The 21,643-nt window shown below is 30.0% G+C and carries 19 protein-coding genes; 9 read left to right on the top strand and 10 right to left on the bottom strand.

Features of this window, described 5'->3' with window-relative positions:
• Nucleotides 1-18: 18 nt before the first annotated feature.
• Entirely contained in the window at nucleotides 19-330 is a 312-nt protein-coding gene (locus tag HN587_05480) for a hypothetical protein (protein ID MBT7903289.1), read from the top strand.
• 21 nt (nucleotides 331-351) lie between these two features.
• On the opposite strand, the gene HN587_05485 is transcribed toward HN587_05480, so the two are convergent.
• The 9 genes from HN587_05485 to HN587_05525 all read right to left on the bottom strand — a co-directional run bounded on the left by HN587_05485 (nucleotide 352) and on the right by HN587_05525 (nucleotide 10,721).
• Nucleotides 352-738 carry a hypothetical protein gene (locus HN587_05485; protein ID MBT7903290.1) on the bottom strand — a complete coding sequence of 129 codons (387 nt, stop codon included), beginning with the start codon at nucleotides 736-738 and terminating at the stop codon, nucleotides 352-354.
• Nucleotides 739-957: 219 nt separating this feature from the next.
• Nucleotides 958-1,149 (bottom strand): 30S ribosomal protein S27ae, encoded by a 192-nt coding sequence (locus HN587_05490; protein MBT7903291.1) that lies wholly within the window; start codon nucleotides 1,147-1,149, stop codon nucleotides 958-960.
• A 39-nt stretch (nucleotides 1,150-1,188) separates the two neighbouring features.
• Complete coding sequence (locus tag HN587_05495) at nucleotides 1,189-1,551, bottom strand: hypothetical protein (GenBank protein MBT7903292.1); 363 nt, start codon at nucleotides 1,549-1,551, stop codon at nucleotides 1,189-1,191.
• 76 nt (nucleotides 1,552-1,627) lie between these two features.
• On the bottom strand, nucleotides 1,628-1,816 hold the full coding sequence (locus HN587_05500; GenBank protein MBT7903293.1) for a DNA-directed RNA polymerase subunit E'': 189 nt from the start codon (nucleotides 1,814-1,816) through the stop codon (nucleotides 1,628-1,630).
• 40 nt (nucleotides 1,817-1,856) lie between these two features.
• The gene (locus HN587_05505; protein ID MBT7903294.1) at nucleotides 1,857-2,432 is read right to left on the bottom strand and encodes a DNA-directed RNA polymerase; all 576 of its coding nucleotides are present in this window, start codon (nucleotides 2,430-2,432) and stop codon (nucleotides 1,857-1,859) included.
• A 39-nt stretch (nucleotides 2,433-2,471) separates the two neighbouring features.
• Nucleotides 2,472-2,870 (bottom strand): hypothetical protein, encoded by a 399-nt coding sequence (locus tag HN587_05510; GenBank protein ID MBT7903295.1) that lies wholly within the window; start codon nucleotides 2,868-2,870, stop codon nucleotides 2,472-2,474.
• Between the two features lie 321 nt (nucleotides 2,871-3,191).
• Entirely contained in the window at nucleotides 3,192-4,511 is a 1,320-nt protein-coding gene (locus HN587_05515; protein MBT7903296.1) for a hypothetical protein, read from the bottom strand.
• Nucleotides 4,512-4,862: 351 nt separating this feature from the next.
• The gene (locus tag HN587_05520; GenBank protein MBT7903297.1) at nucleotides 4,863-9,056 is read right to left on the bottom strand and encodes a PKD domain-containing protein; all 4,194 of its coding nucleotides are present in this window, start codon (nucleotides 9,054-9,056) and stop codon (nucleotides 4,863-4,865) included.
• 117 nt (nucleotides 9,057-9,173) lie between these two features.
• Nucleotides 9,174-10,721, bottom strand: coding sequence for a hypothetical protein (locus tag HN587_05525; protein ID MBT7903298.1), 1,548 nt, complete (start codon nucleotides 10,719-10,721; stop codon nucleotides 9,174-9,176).
• 314 nt (nucleotides 10,722-11,035) lie between these two features.
• Between HN587_05525 and HN587_05530 the strand changes: the two genes are divergently transcribed.
• The 8 genes from HN587_05530 (at nucleotide 11,036) to HN587_05565 (ending at nucleotide 21,025) form a co-directional block, all read left to right on the top strand.
• Nucleotides 11,036-12,250, top strand: coding sequence for a hypothetical protein (locus HN587_05530; protein ID MBT7903299.1), 1,215 nt, complete (start codon nucleotides 11,036-11,038; stop codon nucleotides 12,248-12,250).
• Nucleotides 12,251-12,405: 155 nt separating this feature from the next.
• Nucleotides 12,406-15,351 (top strand): hypothetical protein, encoded by a 2,946-nt coding sequence (locus HN587_05535; protein ID MBT7903300.1) that lies wholly within the window; start codon nucleotides 12,406-12,408, stop codon nucleotides 15,349-15,351.
• Between the two features lies 1 nt (nucleotide 15,352).
• On the top strand, nucleotides 15,353-16,015 hold the full coding sequence (locus HN587_05540) for a glycosyltransferase family 2 protein (GenBank protein ID MBT7903301.1): 663 nt from the start codon (nucleotides 15,353-15,355) through the stop codon (nucleotides 16,013-16,015).
• On the top strand, nucleotides 16,012-16,377 hold the full coding sequence (locus tag HN587_05545) for a DUF2304 domain-containing protein (protein ID MBT7903302.1): 366 nt from the start codon (nucleotides 16,012-16,014) through the stop codon (nucleotides 16,375-16,377). Before HN587_05540 ends, HN587_05545 begins: the two co-directional genes overlap by 4 nt.
• On the top strand, nucleotides 16,374-17,291 hold the full coding sequence (locus HN587_05550) for an NAD-dependent epimerase/dehydratase family protein (GenBank protein MBT7903303.1): 918 nt from the start codon (nucleotides 16,374-16,376) through the stop codon (nucleotides 17,289-17,291). Before HN587_05545 ends, HN587_05550 begins: the two co-directional genes overlap by 4 nt.
• Nucleotides 17,288-18,400: a glycosyltransferase family 4 protein gene (locus tag HN587_05555; GenBank protein MBT7903304.1), complete on the top strand. Its 1,113-nt coding sequence runs from the start codon at nucleotides 17,288-17,290 to the stop codon at nucleotides 18,398-18,400. The genes HN587_05550 and HN587_05555 overlap by 4 nt, the downstream gene beginning before the upstream one ends.
• 13 nt (nucleotides 18,401-18,413) lie before the next feature.
• A complete protein-coding gene (locus tag HN587_05560; protein ID MBT7903305.1) occupies nucleotides 18,414-19,538 on the top strand; it encodes a glycosyltransferase family 4 protein in 1,125 nt (374 codons plus the stop codon).
• The gene (locus HN587_05565) at nucleotides 19,535-21,025 is read left to right on the top strand and encodes a flippase (GenBank protein MBT7903306.1); all 1,491 of its coding nucleotides are present in this window, start codon (nucleotides 19,535-19,537) and stop codon (nucleotides 21,023-21,025) included. The genes HN587_05560 and HN587_05565 overlap by 4 nt, the downstream gene beginning before the upstream one ends.
• Here HN587_05565 and HN587_05570 read toward each other — a convergent pair.
• Nucleotides 21,022-21,639, bottom strand: coding sequence for a PIG-L family deacetylase (locus HN587_05570; GenBank protein ID MBT7903307.1), 618 nt, complete (start codon nucleotides 21,637-21,639; stop codon nucleotides 21,022-21,024). The genes HN587_05565 and HN587_05570 overlap by 4 nt on opposite strands.
• Between the last annotated feature and the right edge of the window lie 4 nt (nucleotides 21,640-21,643).

Genomic DNA, 21,643 nt, shown 5'->3' on the forward strand with positions numbered 1-21,643 from the left:
AATCATTAACATAATAAAATGGCAGACAGTTTAATAGGTAATATATTTGAATTTATTATTGGATTTTTTCTAATTCCCCTATTATTATTTGGCATTAAATTTATCATAGTAGTAGTTTTTGGAGTATCTAGTGGATTAAGTGGTGCAGAATTTAGTAAAACTGATATTGGAGGCTATTTTGTGATAGTCGCATATATTCTTAGAATTATAACACTACTAATTTTATTTAAACTCAAAAAAGTAATGGCTGCAGGTCTGCTAATAAATACTATACTAACAATCATACTAGACTATATTGTGGGCACTCCCGACATATTTAATATGAGTTAAATACTGATTTTAATTTTCCAGCTAAGACTGCAATGATTCCCAATATTTCAGTTGTCGATAATTTATTTGGTCAGAAAAATTCAATGCATCTTGTTGTGACGCATCCCTAAGACAAATATGACGAAATCCTTCAGGTAATTCAGACGTTCTTCTTTCTTTAAGAGAATGATATTCTCGCGACCTCATTTCAAGAAACAACCAATTCCAAAATCCATTTTCATCCCTATTCGCAGAAGTTTTCATCAGGCAATCAATTGCATCATTAACTGCTGCTTCTAATAAACCTGTTTTTGATGGATCGTTTAAATTAAAATATGTACCTTGAATTTTTTCTCTTCCTAGTCTTTCAATCTCATCATTCTCAAAGAATATATAGACATCATTATTTGGTTGTATGTATCCTAACATAATTATATGCATTATTCATAAATTTATATAATTACCGAAAGCTTGAAACTCATCCAATTAATTCATTCTGCTCAGGCACATTGCACGCCCCATTTTTTTCCAGACAAAGTTATTATTAATTAAAGGAGAAAAAACCCTATCTTAATTAAAATGTTAAACAATAGAATAAAATTTAGCACAATATAAAATTTAAGAAAAAAAATTAAATGAAAAATAGAATTATTCTTTTTTGCTAAACTCAGTATATTGACATTTTCCACAAACAGATCTGTCTTTATGTTGAGCTAGAAAAAAACCAACACCACATTTAGGGCAAAACTTATTTTTACGAACAAGTTTATCACCAGAAACTTCATAACTTTTATATTTGTGAGAGGTAGTTTTTGTTTTTGTATCTTTCTTCTTAGCCATAATAAATCACCATTAATTAATAAATGTTAAAGAGTTAAATTACTCTTCTTTTTTCTCCTCTTTAGATTCTTCTACAGGAGCTTTCGCATCTGCCACAGTTTCTTCTTTAGCAGGAGCTTTTGGTTCCTCAAGTTTATGTTTCTTAAGCAAATACGAATGTTCAATTTTTTCCATTTCTGCTTTATCAGAATAAATATGAGCAATAATTTTTGCTTTACTAGATCCAAATCGAGGATAAATATGCTTAATAATTGTTAAAGCTTTTTCAACACCTAACTTTTTAGAAATTTCAGTACGAATATCTACTCTAGATGGAGTAGGTCCATTAAAATCTAACATTGCAGTAATTCTCTTTCGAGAAAGTAAGGGTGTATCTCGTTCTTTCAAAATTTTTAAATCCATCATATCTCACCTAAAATAAACATATTGAATCACGAAAAATAATATCAACTGTTCATATAATCATAGTGCATTAAAATTATCTACACTTAATTGCATATTCTCCTTTTATAGTTATGCCAATTTTTTGTGCAATCTCAGATTTATTTGCGTCAACCACAAAAATTCTTCCTTGCCAATTCGTTGAAAAATTAGAGTTTTTACAAATAGGACATTCTCCACCGTCCACAAAAAGTTTACAAGTTTTACAACATTTTTTTTTAGCCATTTTTTATCAGATTGAATATTACTAAGTTATTTTTTTAAAATTATTTTTTCTTAACTTCTTTTTTAACTTTATCTCCCTCTTTGTTCTGACGTGCTTCTATCCACTCACTTTTACCAAGTAAATCTTGACGCATAGTCAAACCAATTTTAGGATTTGATAAGTCTTTATAGCTTACTGCAACAATTCTTGCAATACATCTATCTCCAACTTTTAATGTTTGCTTTGATTCTTTACCACTTAAAACTTTATCTTTTGAAAATGAAACAAAATCATCCATAGTTTGTGAAACGTGAATCATACCTTCGATCGGGCCCATTGAAATAAATGCTCCAAAATCAGCAATATCTCTAATGTTACCTGCAATTACTTCTTGCAACTCAGGCCTAAATGCTAATAATTCAAATGTAGTATCAAAATAAGCTGCACCATCTCCCGCAATAATTAATCCTTCCCGGATATCATTAACACCTGCAACATCAATAACAATGCCTAAATCTTTCGATATAAACCCATCATATTTCTTTTTGATTCGTTGAATTACCGCTTCTTCGGTTTTTAAGTCGAAAATCTTTGGCGGAACACGAATGTGATCGTTTACTTTTACTTTATAAAACATATTTAAACACCTTTCAGACTAATGAGGGTGGAAACCCCTCTAAATAAATTCTAAATAATTCATCTGCCTTAAAACTATCAACTGAGAGTTTAAAACCTTTATTCTTCGCTTTAAACCCGCATCTTGAGTCGCAACCGCGAATCTACCCTCTTTTAATAGGTTTAGGATCAGTTGATCAACATTTAAATGCTTTTCTGTTTTTAAAACACTTACTTGATTTGATTTAATTTTTGCGCGCACCAAAGTCAAACCTAACTTTGCAGCTTCACGATTTTTACCTGCCTGCCCCTCAATTATTCCTTCTAACTCATCAATAGTTTTGTCAATAATGAAGAGCTCAAATACTCCCGGAACAATCCTATTAAACTCAGAAAAAATATCCACGCCAAACTGATACGGAATTAAAAAAAAATTAGTATCAACAATTATCTTAATCATAATTCACAATAAAACAACACTCATTTTTAATATTATTGATTTTAAATTTAGTTAAATAATAAATCTACTGGCATTCTCTTCGAGACAATTAAACCCCTAACGCACAGAAATAAATCTAAAATCAAAAGAAAAAAATCATAACTGAAAAAAAAATTATTAAAATTAGAATAATTAAAAAAATAAACTGCAAACTAGGAAAATTTAATTAATAAAAAAATAACATCTCAGATCAGAAAATACCAGAAAAAAAATAAAAAAAAATAAAAAAAAAGATGATCTGGATAAAAAATTTAGGCCAGTCGGCCAAGTTTAACTACCAGTTCAGTAATAAGTCTGACCGCCTAGTTCTTCATCATCTTCATCATCTTCTTCGTTACGCTTTTTGAAAGCAATAACAAGTCCAACAATAATTAAGATAATTACTAAAACGATTAAAGCGATTTCAAGACCTCTCTTCAAACTACTACCATCCCCAGCTTCAGAGTCATCACCTTCAACAACATTAGCACTAAGAGCTACTTGCTCCATTAAAGCACCAGTTGAATCTTTGATGTCCACTGAGAACATTTTTTCCCCAGCAGCTGCACTTTCTCTAGCACTTAGATAAACATAAACACTTTTTGTTTCTCCGCCTGCAAGAGTAACTGTTTGAAGAGGACTTACTTTAACTGTAGCCCAATCATCAGCACCATTAACTCCAACAACATATGTTTTAGTTGCTGCACTAGGATTTGTAAAAGTTATTGGGTAAATAACTCCGCCTTCTCCTTTAACAACATCTTGTGATGCTACACCAACAGTAACTTGAGTTTGTGCTGGCGCAGGTGTTGTAGTTTGAGTTGTGGTGGTTGAAGTTGTTGATTGTGCTTGACAAAGCTCAGATTCAACAACATAAATGCTAACAGATTCAGTAGCAACATAATCATCATCATGATATGAAACTAATACTTCACCATTATAAGTTCCAGCTTGAGTACAAGTAGGAATTCTAATATAAAGTTCTTCTGAAACTTTGTTATCATCTTCTTCTATATCAACATAATCAGGAAGTGCTTCTAAACCAAGTTCTGCAATTTTGAACTCAATTTTTACATCTTCTTCATCGATTTGACCATAGTTTTTAAGATTTACAAGAGCTCGAACAGATCGTCCTGCAACAACTTCGTGAGAAGGATCGACATCAACATCTTTGATAACAATACTGTGACGTACTGGATCAACTTTTAATTCGAAAACTTCCTCTAAGGTGTCACTGTCTCTATCTGAAACTTGCACTCTTAATTTATAGTGATCTTCATCCATGTTTCCAGGAAACTTTAATTTTAAAGTTTTAATTTTGGAAACATTTTCTTCCATATCAAAAACATCAGATGTTTCACTTACTTTGTTAGGGTGGTCGTAACCAGAAAGTCTAACATTAAGTTCAACATTATCTAAATCTTTAAGCGGTGTAATTTTAACTTTTACTTCAAAAGAAGCATCTCTATCTAGACTTAAAACATTATCAGTTCCCTGATCTAAATTGTCACCATCAACTTTAACCCAGTCAACGGATGCATCAAGCGCACTAACTGTTCCAAGCACTAAAATACTAACAACAAAAAGCAGCAAAATGCTTAATAATCTCTTTGATTTTGCCATTCTTATTCATCCTCCAAATCATCTTTTTTTAGTATTATGCGGTTTGGATCATAAGGCCTAAAAACCTTAAAATAGGTTTAATAAAAAAAAACCCCCAACGACTTAAAATTTCTAAAAAAAATTCTAATATCGTCAAACATTAATCACGGGTTCTATTTAAACCTTTCGATTATTTTGTTATTTCGCAGTAGCTAATCTCTTTAACTTTTGTTCAGTCGTTAAAGTTCGTATCTACTTGATCACTAACCGTGCCCCTTTTTGTCAAAAAAAAATATTTTAAAAATTAAATAATTTTAAAAAATTATGAAAAAATATAAAAAAAATTTGAATTTAAAAAAACTAAAATAATAATTATCTTATTTCCAAAGTTCTGTATTTAACTCTGTGAATGTCGTCGTTATGAACTACAATTCTAACATCGTAAACTCCAGGAGTTGCCCACTGAGGAATATCAAAAACTAAGTTTGAATTATAATTTTCGCCAGATTCTAATTCATGAAGTTTATCAGTTGCCATAACATCTAATTCTTCAACATAAATTCTAACTTTAATATCTTCAATATCATAGTCAAGATTATTTTCAAAAGATATAGTTGAACTAACTAAATCTCCAGGCATCAAAACCGCACCACCAAATAAATTATTGAAATTAATTTTGTTAACAAAAACATCATCTAAATCAACAAACGGTGTTAAATAATCTATATCCCAAACTTGTTCGAAACCTTCGGAATCATCATTGCCATTCATACAATTTGGATCTTGCAGATCAATTAAACCATCACCATCATTATCGATATTATCACTACATTGAGGTCCAACAATAACATGAAATTCATCATTGTCTTGAAGGTTTTCACAACCAGGATCTAACAGATCGATTAAACCATCAGAATCATTATCAATCCCATCTGAACAAGCAGAATTTCCAGGATTCCAATTATCTTCAGAATCATCAGTTGCATTATCACAATCAGAATCGTCTAAATCAACAAATCCGTCACCATCATTATCAACATTATCACTACATTGAGTATTACCAGGATTCCAATTATTTTCAGAATCATCAGTTGCATTATCACAATCAGAATCGTCTAAATCAACATACCCATCAAAATCGTTATCCAATCCATCACTGCAAGCAAATGTTGGAATTATAATATCAGTTTCATCATCATCTTCAGCACTGCTACAACCAGGATCTTCTAAATCAGTTAAATTGTCAAAATCATTATCAATACCATCAGAACATTGAGGTAAAACAATTGGTTCTTCTAAAACTAATACAACTGCTTGAGTTGATGCTTGCGCACCATCATCGTCAACAACAATTAATTGAATAGTATAATTACCCAGCTCATTTAATGTTTTATTGAATGCGACAGGAATTCCTGAAATTAATAAATCTTGATCAAAAAATTCTCCATCATCATGAATAATCCAACTATAAGAAGTTATTTCTCCATCAGAATCATAACTGCCAGATCCATCAATAGCAACAACTAAAGGCACATAACCTTGAGATGGAGTTACATTAAGAACTGCCACAGGAGCTAAATTTTGTTGAACTTGATTTGTTTCATCATCATCATCAGCACTACTACACCCAGGATCCGCAGGGAAGTCAACTAAATTATCAAAATCATTATCTATCCCGTCAGAACATTGAGGTAAAACAACAATAACTTCAGTATTAATAGTAACTTCAATTGAATCTGTATCCAAATCAAGATCGCTTAGTACTAAAGTAATATTTGCCGAACCAGACTCTAAAGGAGTTATGGTTAAAACATCAGTAACATCAACAACAACATCAACAATATCAGACACTTCAATAACATTCCAAGTTAAGTTATCACCTGAATCTTCAACATCAGATTCATACGGAGTTAATGAGATTGTAGTTTCTTGATCAAAAACAACATTTTCAAATTCTCCAACTAATCCCTGATCAATTACTGGAAGATTATTTAGAATAGATAATTCAACAACTTCTTCAGCACCACTACCATCTTCAAAATTAAATGCAAAAGTGAATACTTGACTACTACCTAAAAAATCATGAGTAGGTGGAATTTGCAATGCATAATAATAGTAAGTAGATTGAGCTTGAGCATAATCATCAACTAAAAAATCAACCATTCCCCCAGGAGGACTTACTAAAGAAGCATCAGTTACTAAATCCATAGTAGTTAAATTATCTGAGTCTAAAACTCTAAATTTAATATAAATAAATTCATTACGGAAAAATTCATTTGAGACAACAGAATAATCTGAATCAGAATAAACTGTTAAATCATCAATAACATATTTTTCTTCTAAAATATTATATGTGAAATTAGGAACCACATCTAAGTCAGCAATAAAGCCATCTTTTTGAGCAATTGCGTGAACTGTTTCTACACCTGGTGCTCCGACAGTATAAACTGCAGAACATGCTCCAGTTAAACTATCAGTAACACAAGTTCCTAAAATTTCGTCATTTGAATTTAAAATTGAAACACTAACTTCTCCTTCAGAAATATTATTTGCAGTAACATCCACAATACAACTTTGAGGTTTGTTCTCAATAACATTTTCAAAACAAGTTAAACCTTCAACATCTAATGCACCTACAACAACTATTTCTTTTGAAACATTAACTACTTCTTCTCCATCTGAAACAGATAAAGTTACAGTATAAGTTTTTGGAGTAGAATAAACATATTCAGGATTTTGTTCATTTGAATCAACAACGCCATCACCATTAAAATCCCAACTAAAACTTAGCAGATCATTTTCAGGATCTGATACTTGAGATACGAATAAAACAGTTTCATAAACACCAGGAGTTACTGGTGCAAATATAAAATTAACAACAGGTGGTTGATTAACATTTTCAACATTTAAAACCCACGCATGTGAAACTTGATCTTTCCCATCAGATACAGTTACTACAACATCATAAGTTCCAGCAGAATCTAAATCTGAATTAAATTGATAATTAGCACTATTTCCTACAACATCACCTTCAAGAGTCCAAATATATTCAAGATTATTAACATCTTCTGAATCAGCATCAGTTGCAACAACTGAAAAACTTTGCGATTCTCCTTCTTGAATTAAAGGATCATTTAACGGAGCGAACTCAGAAATAACTGGTACTCGATTTAAATCAGTAATTGTAATTTGAACAGGAATTGAAGCGGATGCTCCTAATGAATCTTCAACACTAAATTGAACAACATAAACTCCTTCACTATCATAATCAGTTTGCCAAGTAAACAAACCAGATTGAGCATTAAAATTTCCAAATGAAGCAGTAGTTGCAAATGTTAAATCATCATTATTTTGATCGAATGCATTTAATTGAATTTGAATAAGATCTGTTTCTTGACCAACAATATTTCCAGGATGCATCAAAACGGGCACTTGATTAAAATGAGTTTCATCATTATCTTGGGGAGAAGAACAACCAGGATCATTTTGATCAACATAATTGTCACCATCATTATCAATACCATCTTGACATTGAGTAGTTCCATCACCCTCAGAATCATCTTGAGCATTCACACAACCAGGATCAGCAAGATCGGTTACGCCATCTAAATCATTATCAATACCATCTTGACATTGAGTAGTTCCATCACCCTCAGAATCATCTTGAGCATTCGCACAACCAGGATCATTCATATCGACAAGACCATCACCATCATTATCTTGATTATCTTGACATTGAGTAGTTGCATCAGATTCATCATTGTCCTGAAGATTTTCACAACCAGGATCTAAAAGATCTGTTAAACCATCATTATCATTATCAATATTATCACTACACTGAGTATTTCCAGGATTCCAAATATTTTCAGAATCATCATCACTATTAGAACAATCAGGATCACCTAAATCAACATACCCATCACCATCATTATCTTGATCATCAGAGCATTCAGAATTTCCTCCATTCCAAGGAGATTCAGAATTGTCTTGCAAAGAATTACAAGCAGGATCATCCAAATCAATATAACCATCTAAATCATTATCAATACCATCTTGACATTGAGCTTGAACATCCGATTCATCATTATCAATTTTGTTAGCACAACCAAAATCTGCAGGGTGGTCTGTTGCACCATCATTATCATTATCAATACCATCATTACACTGCGCATTAGAAACAGTTAATTGAAGTGGATGCATATTTGTATGAACATTATCAGAAACAATAACATGAACAAAATAAGAACCAACACTAGAATAGTCGTTCGGATTAACAGGAACTGAAACAAAACCAGTTTGAGGATTTGTTGAAACGTCTTGATCATATAATGTTTTTATCAAGCTCCCATCATTGTGTAAAAGGTTCATTGTAACATGCGCCGTTCCAGAAGCAGAATAAAAAGCACCAGACGAAACAGTTATTGTTTCACCATTAAATATTGAGGTGCTAGTTACATCTGAGTCTTGACCCCAAAATGCACCATACGTTACTAGTCCGAAAACATTGCTGCTTAGCAAAGAAAAGACTAGAGCGATAACCATTAATAATGATAGTTTTTTGTTCATCTTTCAATCCACCCTATAATCAATTTAAATTTTTAATATCAACTTAAATTTTTAATTTGAAACGTTATTTGAAATGTTAAATATAATTTTAAAAGTTTAAAAAAATTAAATAAAAAATTAAAATAAGTATTGTGCACCAACAAATCCACCATGATCGTCAGGTCCTTCTCCAACTCTTCCACGATATCCTGCTTCAATAAAAACAGTATCTAATAATCTATACGCAAGACCTAATTTTAGTGCTGCGAGGAATCTAATATCTGTTGAGTGAGCCGAGATTGGATTACCTTCTGAAGCAACGTTTGCCGAGTCCCACACGTCTGCTAAATTTGCAGGCACTGTATTTGGCGCGAAAAATAATTTTTCATAAGTTGTAGTAGTTGTTTCATCTAAATCTATACCAATACCTAATCCCAGAGCAAAATATAAACCATGTTTGTCATTACCTAAAAATCTCAAGTCACTGGTAAACATTAAGTCTAGAAGCGTTGTATCTGTCGAGGTAAAATCTTTATGACCTCCATAAAGGCCCATAGGATCTTCAGGATTCGGAGTTGAAATATCAGGAGTTCCAACAGAATCGCTACTTTTACCACCTGCAAGCATTAAGTCTAACCCAAATAACCAGAATCCATTAAATTTAGGAAGATCAAGTTTAGCAGAAAGATATGCACCATGAGCACCACCACCAAATCCAGTATAACCTGCGCCAATTGGTAAAAACCAATCACGATCAGATGTGACTTCTTTTGGAAGATCAACAGGAGCATCATCTTTTGGAAGATCAACAGGAGCATCATCTTTTGGAAGATCAACAGGAGCATCATCTTTTGGCGCATATTGCATCACAAAATCAATAACTTGCTGAGGAACTTTTAATCCACCTGCTTCATACATCCCCAATATATAATTATTAGGAACCCGCACTAACATATTAGTAGGAATCATTAAATGATTATATTGAGTATCCCCATCAGAAAATTGCATCCATAATTTAGAATCACGAATTGCTCTCAAAGATTTACCACGAGTATCTTTCTTAGCAGAAGATACTATATCCCAAATATTACCATCAGTTGTAAAAACTAATTTAACTGTTTCAGGATCTAGTGTTCTATTGTAAGAAGGATTATCTGAATTTGCATAATTAAATAATACTAACGCCTTTGCAGGACCTGCAGTATCTTGATTTAATCTAAGTGCATTGAATAAATCTGCCCATACAGTATACTTAGATTTGGTTTTATAACCATCTGAAAGATTTACTGGACCTACTGCACCTTCAGGAATTAAATTTTGAACTGGTCCTGCTTTTCCAGGAGCTTGCATATAAACCCTAAGTTCAACAGGGAGAGTATCATTAACATCAGGAGTTGCTAAATTTGGCATTTGAACTGCTTGAGTATCCATAAAAAGAAAATGATGTTCTGGCAGTACATCCATATCAGCATGAAGTAATTTTAGACCAGTTTGACAAACTGCACTCTCTAAACTTGCAACACAATGAGGTGCCAGTGCCTTTGCTCTTTGTTCAAATAATTGTTGCTGAGCTCCAGGAGTTGGAGGAACAGGACTTTTTTGCTTAGCTAAAGCATCTCCAGCATAGCCTAACGTTGCGATTGTAGCAGCAGCAGTAAGAAAAGTTGTAACACCTTTTGAATTCATTTTATTTAAACCTCGTAAAATTGTTTTATTAAACATTAATAAGGATCTTATTCGTTTTAAACGATTCAAATAAGTTTAAAGCCCGTTCTACTATATAGATAGAGCTTTTTTCACTTATAAGTCTTTAAAAAACCCCCAATAAATATAATTAAGCGTAAAGTACCTAACAACTCGTTATTATATAAAATTTACGTTTTGTTGTTATTAAACGGGACTAAATGTGGGTCTTTATTATATAGTGAACAAATATCCATTAATTTACTTGCATCTTCCGAGCAAGATATATAAATAATTCTCTTTTAAACAAAAAAAATATGTCCAAAAACCGCAATACTCCAAAACTTACTATATTAATCATAGGTGCAGGACCCATAGGAAGCCATACTGGATTTGAACTAGCTAAAATTTACAAACAAACAAAAATACCAACACAAATATACTTATATGATAAAAAGAAAAAAATTGGAAGTCCAATACAATGCACAGGAATAATAACAAAAGATATCAAAAAATACATTAATTATAACGAGTTAAAACAAAAAAAAATAATTGTCAATGAACTCAAACAATTAAAAGTTATTGCACCTAATGGAAAATACATACTACTGAAAACAAAAGATATAGTAATTAATCGAGAAAAATTTGACCAACATTTATTTTTGCAAGCAAAAAACAACGGAGTGAAAACTTTTTTAGAACACAAACTAATTTCAATTAATAAACAAAAAAAAGAAGCCAATTTTTTAAACAACGGAAAAACAAAAAAACAAAAATATGATATTCTAATTGGTTGTGATGGACCAAATTCAATTGTTGCAAAAACCATCGGAGTCAAATACCAATACTGGGTCGGAGTTCAAGAAGTATGTAAAATCATAACTCCCCCTGCTAAAAAAAATCAAAATCTAATTCAAAATTTTGATCATACTACCTATGAAGTTTACTTAGGAACAAAGTATTCAGGATTTTTTGGATGGCAAGTTCCAGAAAGTAAAAACACCACGATAATTGGAGTTGCTTCACAAAAAAACATTAAAGAAAAATTTAAAAAATTAAAAGAAGAATTACAAAAAAATAATAATTATAAAAAAATTGAAACACAAGGTGGACTTATTCCAATTTATGATCCGAAGCAAAAAATAAGTGATTCCCATGCAGGAATTTTTTTGATTGGTGATAGTGCAGGACAAGTAAAAGCGACAACAGGAGGGGGAATAATTCCAGGATTAATTGCCTCCAACAGTTTTGTAAAGTCAGTAAAATACAACAAAACTGACTTAAAAAAGCTTAATTTACAATATAACAAAAATCTAAGAAACCTAAATTTTAAACTTAGACTTCATTTGACAATAAGACAAATTTTAAACAAATTTAACAATGAGGATTATAATTTATTAATTCTTCAATTTAACAATCCAAAAATTAAAAAACTTCTCAGAGAAGAAACACGAGACAACCCTTTAAAATTAATTTGTAAAATATTAATATTTAACCCAAGTTTATTGCGCTTTATAAATAAACTATTTTAAAACTCTTAAAAATTCAATAATGAAATAAAATTTAAAATTGACTAGAATATAAAAGAAAGAAAATGTTTATAAAATAAGGGAAATTTGATCAACAAAAAGAGGGCAAAAAATCAAAATCATTCTAAAATCAGAAAAAAGGCACAAGAGGACATAAAATGACCAAAAAACACACTCACACAAAAAAAGATACTGCAGAAAAAAACAAAAAAAATATTGTTTCTAAACTCAAGCATAAACTGACTAATCTAAAAAAAACTAAACTTGATAAAAAAAATCAAACTAATACTCACACACATACTAAAAATCAAAATTCAGAAGAAGATAACAGTGAAACAGTAAATGTTAATTATAAACCTGCACTGAATGCTTCCATTAACTTTTTCAAAAAATACGGATTCGTATTATTAATATTAATTCCTATGTTTTTTGCAATATTTTTTAGAATGTATCCGGCATACTTGCCAATTACAGATCAATGGGCAACAGATACAGTAGAAAATTATTATAAACAACAAATCGCAGGACAAATAAATTCTCAATATCCTCATCTGCCTGATGCAAATAAACAAAGTTTAATCAATGCTGAATGGACAAAATTTAGTTCTCAAAATAAAGAGCTATTATTTGATCAAATATCCACTACCTCTGCAGATTTTAAGTCCCATTTTCAAGATGATACGGGGCAAACATACTTGCTTGCAATTGATCCGTACTTATGGTATGGTTTCGGCAAAAATCAATTAGAGTGCGGCAATTCAGGTTGTGATTTAAGAGAAGATAATAATTATTACAGTTATAGAAACGGACGTAAAGGAATTGCAAATGAAAGTAATTTTGTGACAACACTCGGATTATTAATTCATAAAATTTCTAAAATTTTTGGCAATAATTCATTATTATTTGCATTTTTTTTAATTCCCGTTGTAATGATATCATTATCAATTATACCTGCATTTTTCATAGGGAAAAAATTGGGCGGAAACATAGGTGGATTTTTTGCAGGCCTTATCGTAGCGATAAATGCCGCATTACTTAGCAGAACCCCTGGAGGATTTTCAGACACTGACTCTGCAAATATATTAATGCCACTATTAATCATGTGGTTTTTTTTAGAAGCATTTTACTCACAAAATTGGAAAAAAACAACAGGTTATTCAATCCTGGGGGGGATTTCATTTTATATTTATGTTAATATGTGGAGCGTATCACACATATTTGATTTTATTCTTGTGGGAACAATATTATATTTTGGAGTTGTCTTGTTAACCCACATATGGAAAAAAAGAGATTTGCCAAATTCACTAATAACCACCTGGAATGAAACAAAAATAAATTTAGCTAAATCCGGATTATTTTTAGGAATTTCACTTATTTGTTTAGTTATTGCCAAATCCTGGAGCATAATTCCTAAATTATTTGAGGACATAATTAGATTTATTATGATTAAAGATGTTGCAATATCTACTGTTTGGCCAAATGTAATGACTACAGTTGCAGAGTTTAACACAGTTCCTTTAAGTCAAATTATCGCACAAATGGGCGGCACAATTTTATTTACAATTGCAATTATTGGATTAATATTAGCCGCATTTGTAAAAGATTTAAAAGATAAATATTATATTATGTATTCTGCATTGTTAATCATTTGGTTTTTAGGAACTGCCTATAGTTTTACAAAAGGAATAAGATTTGCGATTTTAATGGTTCCAGCATTTGCAGTTGCAACAGGAGTTGGATTAGGACTTATTTACAAATATGGAAGTGAAATTATTAGTAAAGGAATTCATTTAAATAAAAAAATAACTCAAATTTTAATTTTGTCAGTATTCATGTTAATTATGATTCCCCAATTTCAAGCAGCACATAATGTTGCAACTCATGAAGTTCCAAGTTATAATGATGCATGGGACAAAGCATTAAACAATATCAAAACAGATGCTGAAGATGGAATTGGATATATAACCACCTGGTGGGATTTCGGACATTGGTTTGTTGCAAAAGGAATTCGAGTAACGTTTGATGGGGGAAATCAGGGAGAACGAATTCATTGGGTTGGAAAAAGTTTGCTTACGAATGATGAGAATTTATCTGCAGGAATATTAAGAATGCTTAATTGCGGTCAAGAAGATGCACCGCACGTAATTGAAAAGTATGTTTCTGGAGATACAGTAAAAGCAATAAAAATTCTTAATGAAATTATGACTGTTGAAAAAACAGAAGCTCAACAAAAACTAGAACAATATGGATTTAGTCAAGCTCAAATAATTGAAGTTTTAAAAACAACTCATTGTGAAAATTTACTTCCACAGTATGTTATTGCATCAGAAGATATGGTTGGAAAATCAGGAGTGTGGGGACATTTTGGAAGCTGGGATTTTAAAAGAGCTGAAATGTGGCAAACCGTTAGAAATTTAGAATATACTCCTGCAATTGAATTAATGACCACTAAATATGAACTTGATTCAATCACCGCAGACAAATATTATTTTGAAATAAAAAAAACTGATGGAGATCAATGGATTGCACCTTGGCCAAGATATATTGGTACTGGAGGGTGTAATGTTCAAAATGCAATTGCCTCTTGCGTAGCAAATGTGGGAGGACAACAAATACCTGTAGAAATAAATTTAAAAACATTTGATGCAAAAATTCCAACAAATAATGAAAAAAATATTAAACCTAATTCAATTGTTTATGTATTTGAAGACGATGTTTTAAACAAAGAGTTCTCCACAAATAACCACATAGAATTAGCTGGATTTTCAGTTATTTTAAGACAATTTTCGGATGGTTATTCCATTGTTTTGAGTGATCCTGAACAAGCACACAGTATTTTTACCAGATTATTTTTCTTTAATGGACATGGACTTACAAAAATAAAACCATTCGATTACCAAAAACAATTTTCTGCAGGAGATATTAAAACGTACAAACTTGATTGGAATAGTGAAGAAAAGGTAATTATTTATGAAACACCTGCAGCATCAGAAATTATCGTAACTGAAATTAATGGAACAATGGAACCAGTTCAAGAATTAAACGAAAATACGTCAAATAATAATTTAATACAAAAAAATCAAACCAATTTAACAGCAGAATAAAATGAACAAACATACTTGGGTAGTAATACCCGCATACAATGAAGAAAAAAAAATTGGCGCAGTTATAAATAAAGTAAAAAAAATTTGTAAAAATATTGTAGTCGTTGATGATGGGAGTAAAGATAACACGTATGAACTTGCCAAATCTAAGAAGGTAACTGCATTAAAACACATTATTAATTTAGGAAAAGGAAGTGCAGCAAAAACTGGTTGTGACTATGTTTTTAAACAAAATGGACAAGTAATGATTTTAATTGATGCTGATGGGCAACACAAACCTGAAGATATCCCCCGATTTTTAACACAAATTAACAAAGGAAATGACATAGTATTTGGATATCGTAGCAGAACAAAAAAAATGCCCGCAGTATTTAGATTTGGAAATTGGTTTATTAACAAAGTAACTGAAATTTTATATGAGATAAAAATAAAAGATTCGCAATCAGGATATCGTGCATTCACTTCAGAATCATATACTAAAATTAGATGGAACTCAACAGATTATAGCATGGAAAGTGAAATGATTGCAAATGTTGGAAAAAATAAGTTGAAATATAGCGAAATACCAATTGCAACAATTTATTCAGACGATTATAAAGGAACCACCATTTTTGATGGAATAAAAATTGTTTGGAATATGTTAATTTGGAGATTAGAAAAATGAATTCGATATTAGGAATACAAATTTTAGGAGTATTATTTGTTTTATTTATGGCATATTTAACGTTTTTGCACCAAAAAAGAAAAAACATATGCAAAAAAGAAACAATCATGTGGATTTTTGTATGGATTGTCGCATTAATTTTGTTTATAATACCCAACATTCTAGATTTTTTTGTTAAAGGAGTTTTACAATTAGAACGACGAATAGATTTTTTTATAATAATCGGAATTATGTTTTTTATGGGTCTCAGTTATTATGATCACATCATGACTAACAAAACACAAAAAAAAGTAGAATATTTAGTTAGAAAAATTGCAATTGAACGTAAAAATTTTGTTAGCAAAATAAATAAGAAAAAATGAAAATATTAGTTACTGGAGGAGCAGGATTTATTGGAAGTCATGTTGTAGATTTATTAATAGAAAACAATCATGAAGTAACAATTATTGATGATTTATCAACCGGACTTGCAGAGCATATAAATCCCAAAGCAGATTTTTTTGAAAAAAGCATAACCGATCCAGAAATAATAAACATATTTAAAAATAAACATATAGAAATATTAATTCATCATGCAGCACAAGTTGATGTCAGAAAATCAATTTTAGAACCCGCATTAGATGCAGAAATTAATATTATTGGCTCAATAAATTTATTTGATTGCTGTAGAAAAACAGGAGTAAAAAAAATAATATTAGCTTCTTCCTGCGGGGTTTATGGAAATCCTAAATATCTTCCCTGTGATGAAGAACACCCAATAAATCCACTTTCAAATTATGCAATAAGTAAATATGCTATTGAACTTTTTTTACGACAAATGGCTCAATTAAATAAAATAGATCACACAATTTTAAGATATGCTAATGTTTACGGACCCAGACAGTCAATAAAAGGAGAAGCAGGAGTTGTATCCATATTCATTAAAAAAATGCTAAACATTCAAGCTTGTAAAATATTTGGAGATGGAGATCAAACAAGAGACTTAGTTTATGTTAAAGATGTCGCACATGCAAACTTACTCGCAATTAGTTCTAATGTTAAATTGGCAAACATAGGAACTCAACATAGCATTTCAATTATGAAATTACATAATAAATTACAAAAAATATCTGAAACGGACATGAACCCCATTTTTGAACCCTCCATCGAAGGAGAAATAAAAGATTCGGTCTTGACAAAAATAATTGCAAAAGAACAATTAAATTGGGAACCCACAATTAAAATTGAAGAGGGATTAAAAAAAACATTTGACTGGTTTAAAAATAAAGCAAAATGAAAATATTAATTTTTACAACCCATTTTTATCCCTACTTAGGCGGTTTAGAAAAATACGTATTAGAATTATCTAAAAGACTAATTAAAAAAGGAATTTCAGTTGATATCATAACATTTAATGATAAAAAAATTAAAGAATTTGAAAATTATGAAGGCATTAATATTTATAGACTGCCTTGCTGGAATGTTTTAGGAGAAGTTTATTCAATACCCAGATTAAATAAAAAAACAAGAACCCTTTTGAAAAAACTAAGTGAACAAAATTATGACTTTGTTAACACACATACTCGATTTTTTACGAGCTCTTGGCTGGGAATGTGTTTTGCGAAAAAATATGAAATTAAATTAATTCACGCCGAACATGGCAATACATTTGTGCAACACCCAAATAAACTAATTGAAATATTTGCTCGGGTTTATGATCAAACTATTGGACGTAAAATATTTAAAAATGCTTGGAAAGTTATTGGAGTGAGTAAACCGTGTATTGATTTTGCAATAAAACTAGGCGCCAATCGAAAAAAAACAACTATTGTCCATAACAGCATAGATATAACAAAATTCAAATCTCATCGAAAAATAAACAAAGAAATAAAAAAAATTGTGTTTGTTGGACGTCTAATTAAAGCAAAAGGCTTAACAGAATTAATTAGTTCAGTTAAAAAGCTTAATGTTGAGCTACACATAGTTGGTGATGGACCTAGCAAAAAAGAATTAAAAAAATTAAGTTTGATGCTTGATGTGAAAACTACATTTTATGGCTTTCAAGAAGAAACTAATGTAAAAAAAATACTAGCTAAAATGGACTTGTTTGTTAATCCATCATATTCTGAAGGATTACCAACTTCAGTTTTAGAAGCAGGCGCTATGGGATTACCAGTGATTGCTACAGATGTTGGAGGAACAAATGAAATTATTTTGGATTCGACAATGGGGTGGTTAATTAAACCAAAAAATATAAAACAATTAAGAAATAAAATAAAACAAGCAATTGATAATCTTGATGTAACAGTGCGAAAAGGAAAAAAATTGCAAAAACATATTATTGCCAATTTTAATTGGAATAAAACCACAGAAACATTTATTGAACTTTTATCTAATAAATTTTAAAATGAGGACTGCAATGAAAAAAAAAAATACAGCCATAAAAAAACAAAAAAAAATAATTTTATTTGGACTCAATGGCAGAGGAGGAATGTTACATTACACTAGCCAATACGCTAATGAATTATCTAAACTCCATCAAGTTTATGTTGTTTTACCCAGCTATAGCCGCAAAGATATGTTTAATAAAACAGTCAAAATAATAAAAATAAATGCGCCTCCAACAATCATAGGAACAATTATTAATTCTTTAAATTTAATAAAAATTAAAAATTTAATAAAATGCATAAAAAAGATAAAACCAGATATTTTACAATTCATGGACATCCACCCATTTTATTTAATTTATTTACTTTTTTTAAAAAAAGAGACAAAATATTCAACAATTCACGATGTAAAATTACATTCAGGAGAAAATAAAGGAATTACGTCCATAATTACAATACTTATCCAAAAGTCACTTTTTAAATATTCAAAAAAATTAATAGTGCATGGAGAAAAACAAAAAAAAGATTTAATTTCGTTAAAGGTCAAATCAAAAAAAATAATTGTTGTCCCCCACGGAACATATGAATTTTTTACAAAATGGAAACAAAATAAAAATAAATTAGAAAAAAATACAATATTGTTTTTTGGCAGAATAATTAAATATAAAGGGGTCGATAATTTATTAAAGTCAATGGAATTTGTTATCAAACAAAAAACTGATGTTAATTTAATAATTGCGGGCGAAGGAAACTTTCAACAATACTCCAAATATTTAACAAAAAAAATAAATAAAAATGTTACCGTTTTAAACAGATATATTCCCGAAGAAGAAGTGGCAGCAATATTTCAAAAATGTTGTTTTGTTGTTTTACCTTATGATGATGCAACACAATCAGGAATAATACCCATAGCCTACTCATTTAAAAAACCAGTCATTACCACTAATGTGGGTAGTTTATCGGAAGTTGTTGATCAAAATAAAACAGGGATTATAATTCCTCCAAAATCACCAAAAAAACTAAGTGAAGCAATATTAACTATGTTTAAAAAAAATACAACTAAAATGGGTGAAAATGCATATACTAAAATGAAACAGATGATGGATTGGAATTTAATTATAACAAAAATATTTGATGAGCCTGAATTTAAAAAATGACTAATTATTTACGCAGAGCAATTACTGGATCTTCGACAGTGTTCACATTATCTTTAATTGCAGTGTTAATTGGTTTTTTATTAAGAATATTTCTTGCAAAAAATCTTTCTATTGAAATGTATGGGTTATTTTATGCAGTATTAGCATTGATTTCTTTTTTTAGTATTTTTAAAAGTCTGGGGCTTATTCCTGCACTAATTAAATATATTCCTGAATTTATAGTCAATAAACAAAAACAATCAATAAAAAATTCAATATGGTCCGTATTAATAATTCAATTTATTTCGTTTTCAATAATTACATCAATAATTATTTTTTATTCAGATTTTCTTGCAAATTCATATTTTCATAACTATGCTGCAAAGAGTTTAGTAATTATACTAACATTATCATTTTTAATATCAACTTTAGATTCAATAATAATAGTAACGTTCCAAAGTTTTCAAAAAATATTTTTATTTGCATTATTTCCACTTATTAAATCAATATTATTTTTAATTTTAACTTTTATTTTTGTTAAATTGGGATATGGCGCATTTGGAGCAGGAATGGGCTTCTTTTGTTCATCTTTGATTACTAGCATGTTATTTTTACCCAAGTTTTTAAAAATTACATTTTACAAAATCAATTTAGCAAAACTAACCTTTGACGCACAAATTATTAAAAAATTAGTTTTATTTGGATTTCCATTATTACTAAGCACTACAGGTTATTTAATATTAAATTACACTGATACCCTGTTATTAACTCATTTTAAAACACTGACAGAGGTAGGATTATACAATGTTGCACTACCTGCAGCAAGTTTAATACTATATTTAGGCACTTCAATATCAAGCATAGTGTTCCCCTTAACATCTGAGCTTTGTGCCAAAAAAAATAAACGAACATTAATTACAGGAATACAATTATTACATAGATTTTTATTAATCGTAATTGTCCCAGTTGCATTAATTATTTTTTCTTTTTCAGATTTAGTGCTGAGTTTATTATTTGGTGAAAAATATATTTTAGCTCAAAATATTCTAAAAATTCTAGTTATAGGTACTGCTTGTTTTACAATAACACACGTAAATTTTAGCATGGTTTCGGGAATAGGGAAACCAAAAATAATTGCCAAAATAGTTTTAGGGGTCGCATTACTAAATATAATTTTAAATATAATACTCATACCATTAATAGGCGTGGTAGGTGCGGCAATTAGTACCTCGATAAGCCAAATAATCATGTTAATTTTAAGTATTTTAGCATTGAAACAATTAATTAACATAAAATTACCAATTATTTCCTGGATAAAAACCGGATTATGCGGGATAATATTCTTGTCAGTAATAACTTTGTTACGAAAAAAAATTGTATTAACTTTCTGGAAAGAACTAATAATTATTTTATTAATAACAATTCCAATATATGTGATTACATTATTTTTATTAAAAATAATCACGTTAAAAGAAATTAACGAAATAATAAAAAAGATAATAAATTAAAATTCTAAAAATTTAAACACTTTGAAACTTTCTGCATATTTTACACCTATTTGATATCCTCTAAAAAATGCACCACCAACTATTGCATCTATCTCTAAATATCTGTAATTTTTTTTTTTATCATTTAATAAACTTTGATAAGTTTTTAACGCTTTTATTTTAATGTCTAAAAATGGAGTTATATCTATAAAAAAATTAGGAGTGAAATCTAATTCAGAAGAAGGAGTTTCAAAGAATAAAACTTGATTAATATTTCTACATGCAGAAATTACTGCTTTAGAAGTATTTCTATGATCTTGATGCGAATCTAAAAAGTGATGTGAATACACTCGGTCTATTTTGTGTAATGCAAGAACATTTTCGACCTTTTGTATTGTTTCAGGACCCTCTTTTATTTTTGTATCTGGTAAATCAAAAAAATGAATCTCCTTGACTCCTAATAATTTAAGTGCTTTCTTACATTCCTCAACACGTGTTAAAGTATTACCAATTTTTTCACCATTAGACACTATTGCAGCTATTACGTCATCGCCTTTACGAACATGATGAACAATAGTTCCCCCCATACTTAGTTCAATATCATCTGGGTGTGCTCCAATAGCTAAAACTTTCATTTTT

It is taken from the genome of Candidatus Woesearchaeota archaeon (genome assembly GCA_018675335.1).
Taxonomy (GTDB): Archaea; Nanobdellota; Nanobdellia; order Woesearchaeales; family UBA11576; genus JABJCP01.

Bases quoted from the DNA above. Each gene is read 5' to 3' on its own strand.
- HN587_05480 (MBT7903289.1), top strand. From the start codon at position 19: ATGGCAGACAGTTTAATAGGTAATATATTTGAATTTATTATTGGATTT.
- HN587_05485 (MBT7903290.1), bottom strand. From the start codon at position 738: ATGTTAGGATACATACAACCAAATAATGATGTCTATATATTCTTTGAG.
- HN587_05490 (MBT7903291.1), bottom strand. From the start codon at position 1,149: ATGGCTAAGAAGAAAGATACAAAAACAAAAACTACCTCTCACAAATAT.
- HN587_05495 (MBT7903292.1), bottom strand. From the start codon at position 1,551: ATGGATTTAAAAATTTTGAAAGAACGAGATACACCCTTACTTTCTCGA.
- HN587_05500 (MBT7903293.1), bottom strand. From the start codon at position 1,816: ATGGCTAAAAAAAAATGTTGTAAAACTTGTAAACTTTTTGTGGACGGT.
- HN587_05505 (MBT7903294.1), bottom strand. From the start codon at position 2,432: ATGTTTTATAAAGTAAAAGTAAACGATCACATTCGTGTTCCGCCAAAG.
- HN587_05510 (MBT7903295.1), bottom strand. From the start codon at position 2,870: ATGATTAAGATAATTGTTGATACTAATTTTTTTTTAATTCCGTATCAG.
- HN587_05515 (MBT7903296.1), bottom strand. From the start codon at position 4,511: ATGGCAAAATCAAAGAGATTATTAAGCATTTTGCTGCTTTTTGTTGTT.
- HN587_05520 (MBT7903297.1), bottom strand. From the start codon at position 9,056: ATGAACAAAAAACTATCATTATTAATGGTTATCGCTCTAGTCTTTTCT.
- HN587_05525 (MBT7903298.1), bottom strand. From the start codon at position 10,721: ATGAATTCAAAAGGTGTTACAACTTTTCTTACTGCTGCTGCTACAATC.
- HN587_05530 (MBT7903299.1), top strand. From the start codon at position 11,036: ATGTCCAAAAACCGCAATACTCCAAAACTTACTATATTAATCATAGGT.
- HN587_05535 (MBT7903300.1), top strand. From the start codon at position 12,406: ATGACCAAAAAACACACTCACACAAAAAAAGATACTGCAGAAAAAAAC.
- HN587_05540 (MBT7903301.1), top strand. From the start codon at position 15,353: ATGAACAAACATACTTGGGTAGTAATACCCGCATACAATGAAGAAAAA.
- HN587_05545 (MBT7903302.1), top strand. From the start codon at position 16,012: ATGAATTCGATATTAGGAATACAAATTTTAGGAGTATTATTTGTTTTA.
- HN587_05550 (MBT7903303.1), top strand. From the start codon at position 16,374: ATGAAAATATTAGTTACTGGAGGAGCAGGATTTATTGGAAGTCATGTT.
- HN587_05555 (MBT7903304.1), top strand. From the start codon at position 17,288: ATGAAAATATTAATTTTTACAACCCATTTTTATCCCTACTTAGGCGGT.
- HN587_05560 (MBT7903305.1), top strand. From the start codon at position 18,414: ATGAAAAAAAAAAATACAGCCATAAAAAAACAAAAAAAAATAATTTTA.
- HN587_05565 (MBT7903306.1), top strand. From the start codon at position 19,535: ATGACTAATTATTTACGCAGAGCAATTACTGGATCTTCGACAGTGTTC.
- HN587_05570 (MBT7903307.1), bottom strand. From the start codon at position 21,639: ATGAAAGTTTTAGCTATTGGAGCACACCCAGATGATATTGAACTAAGT.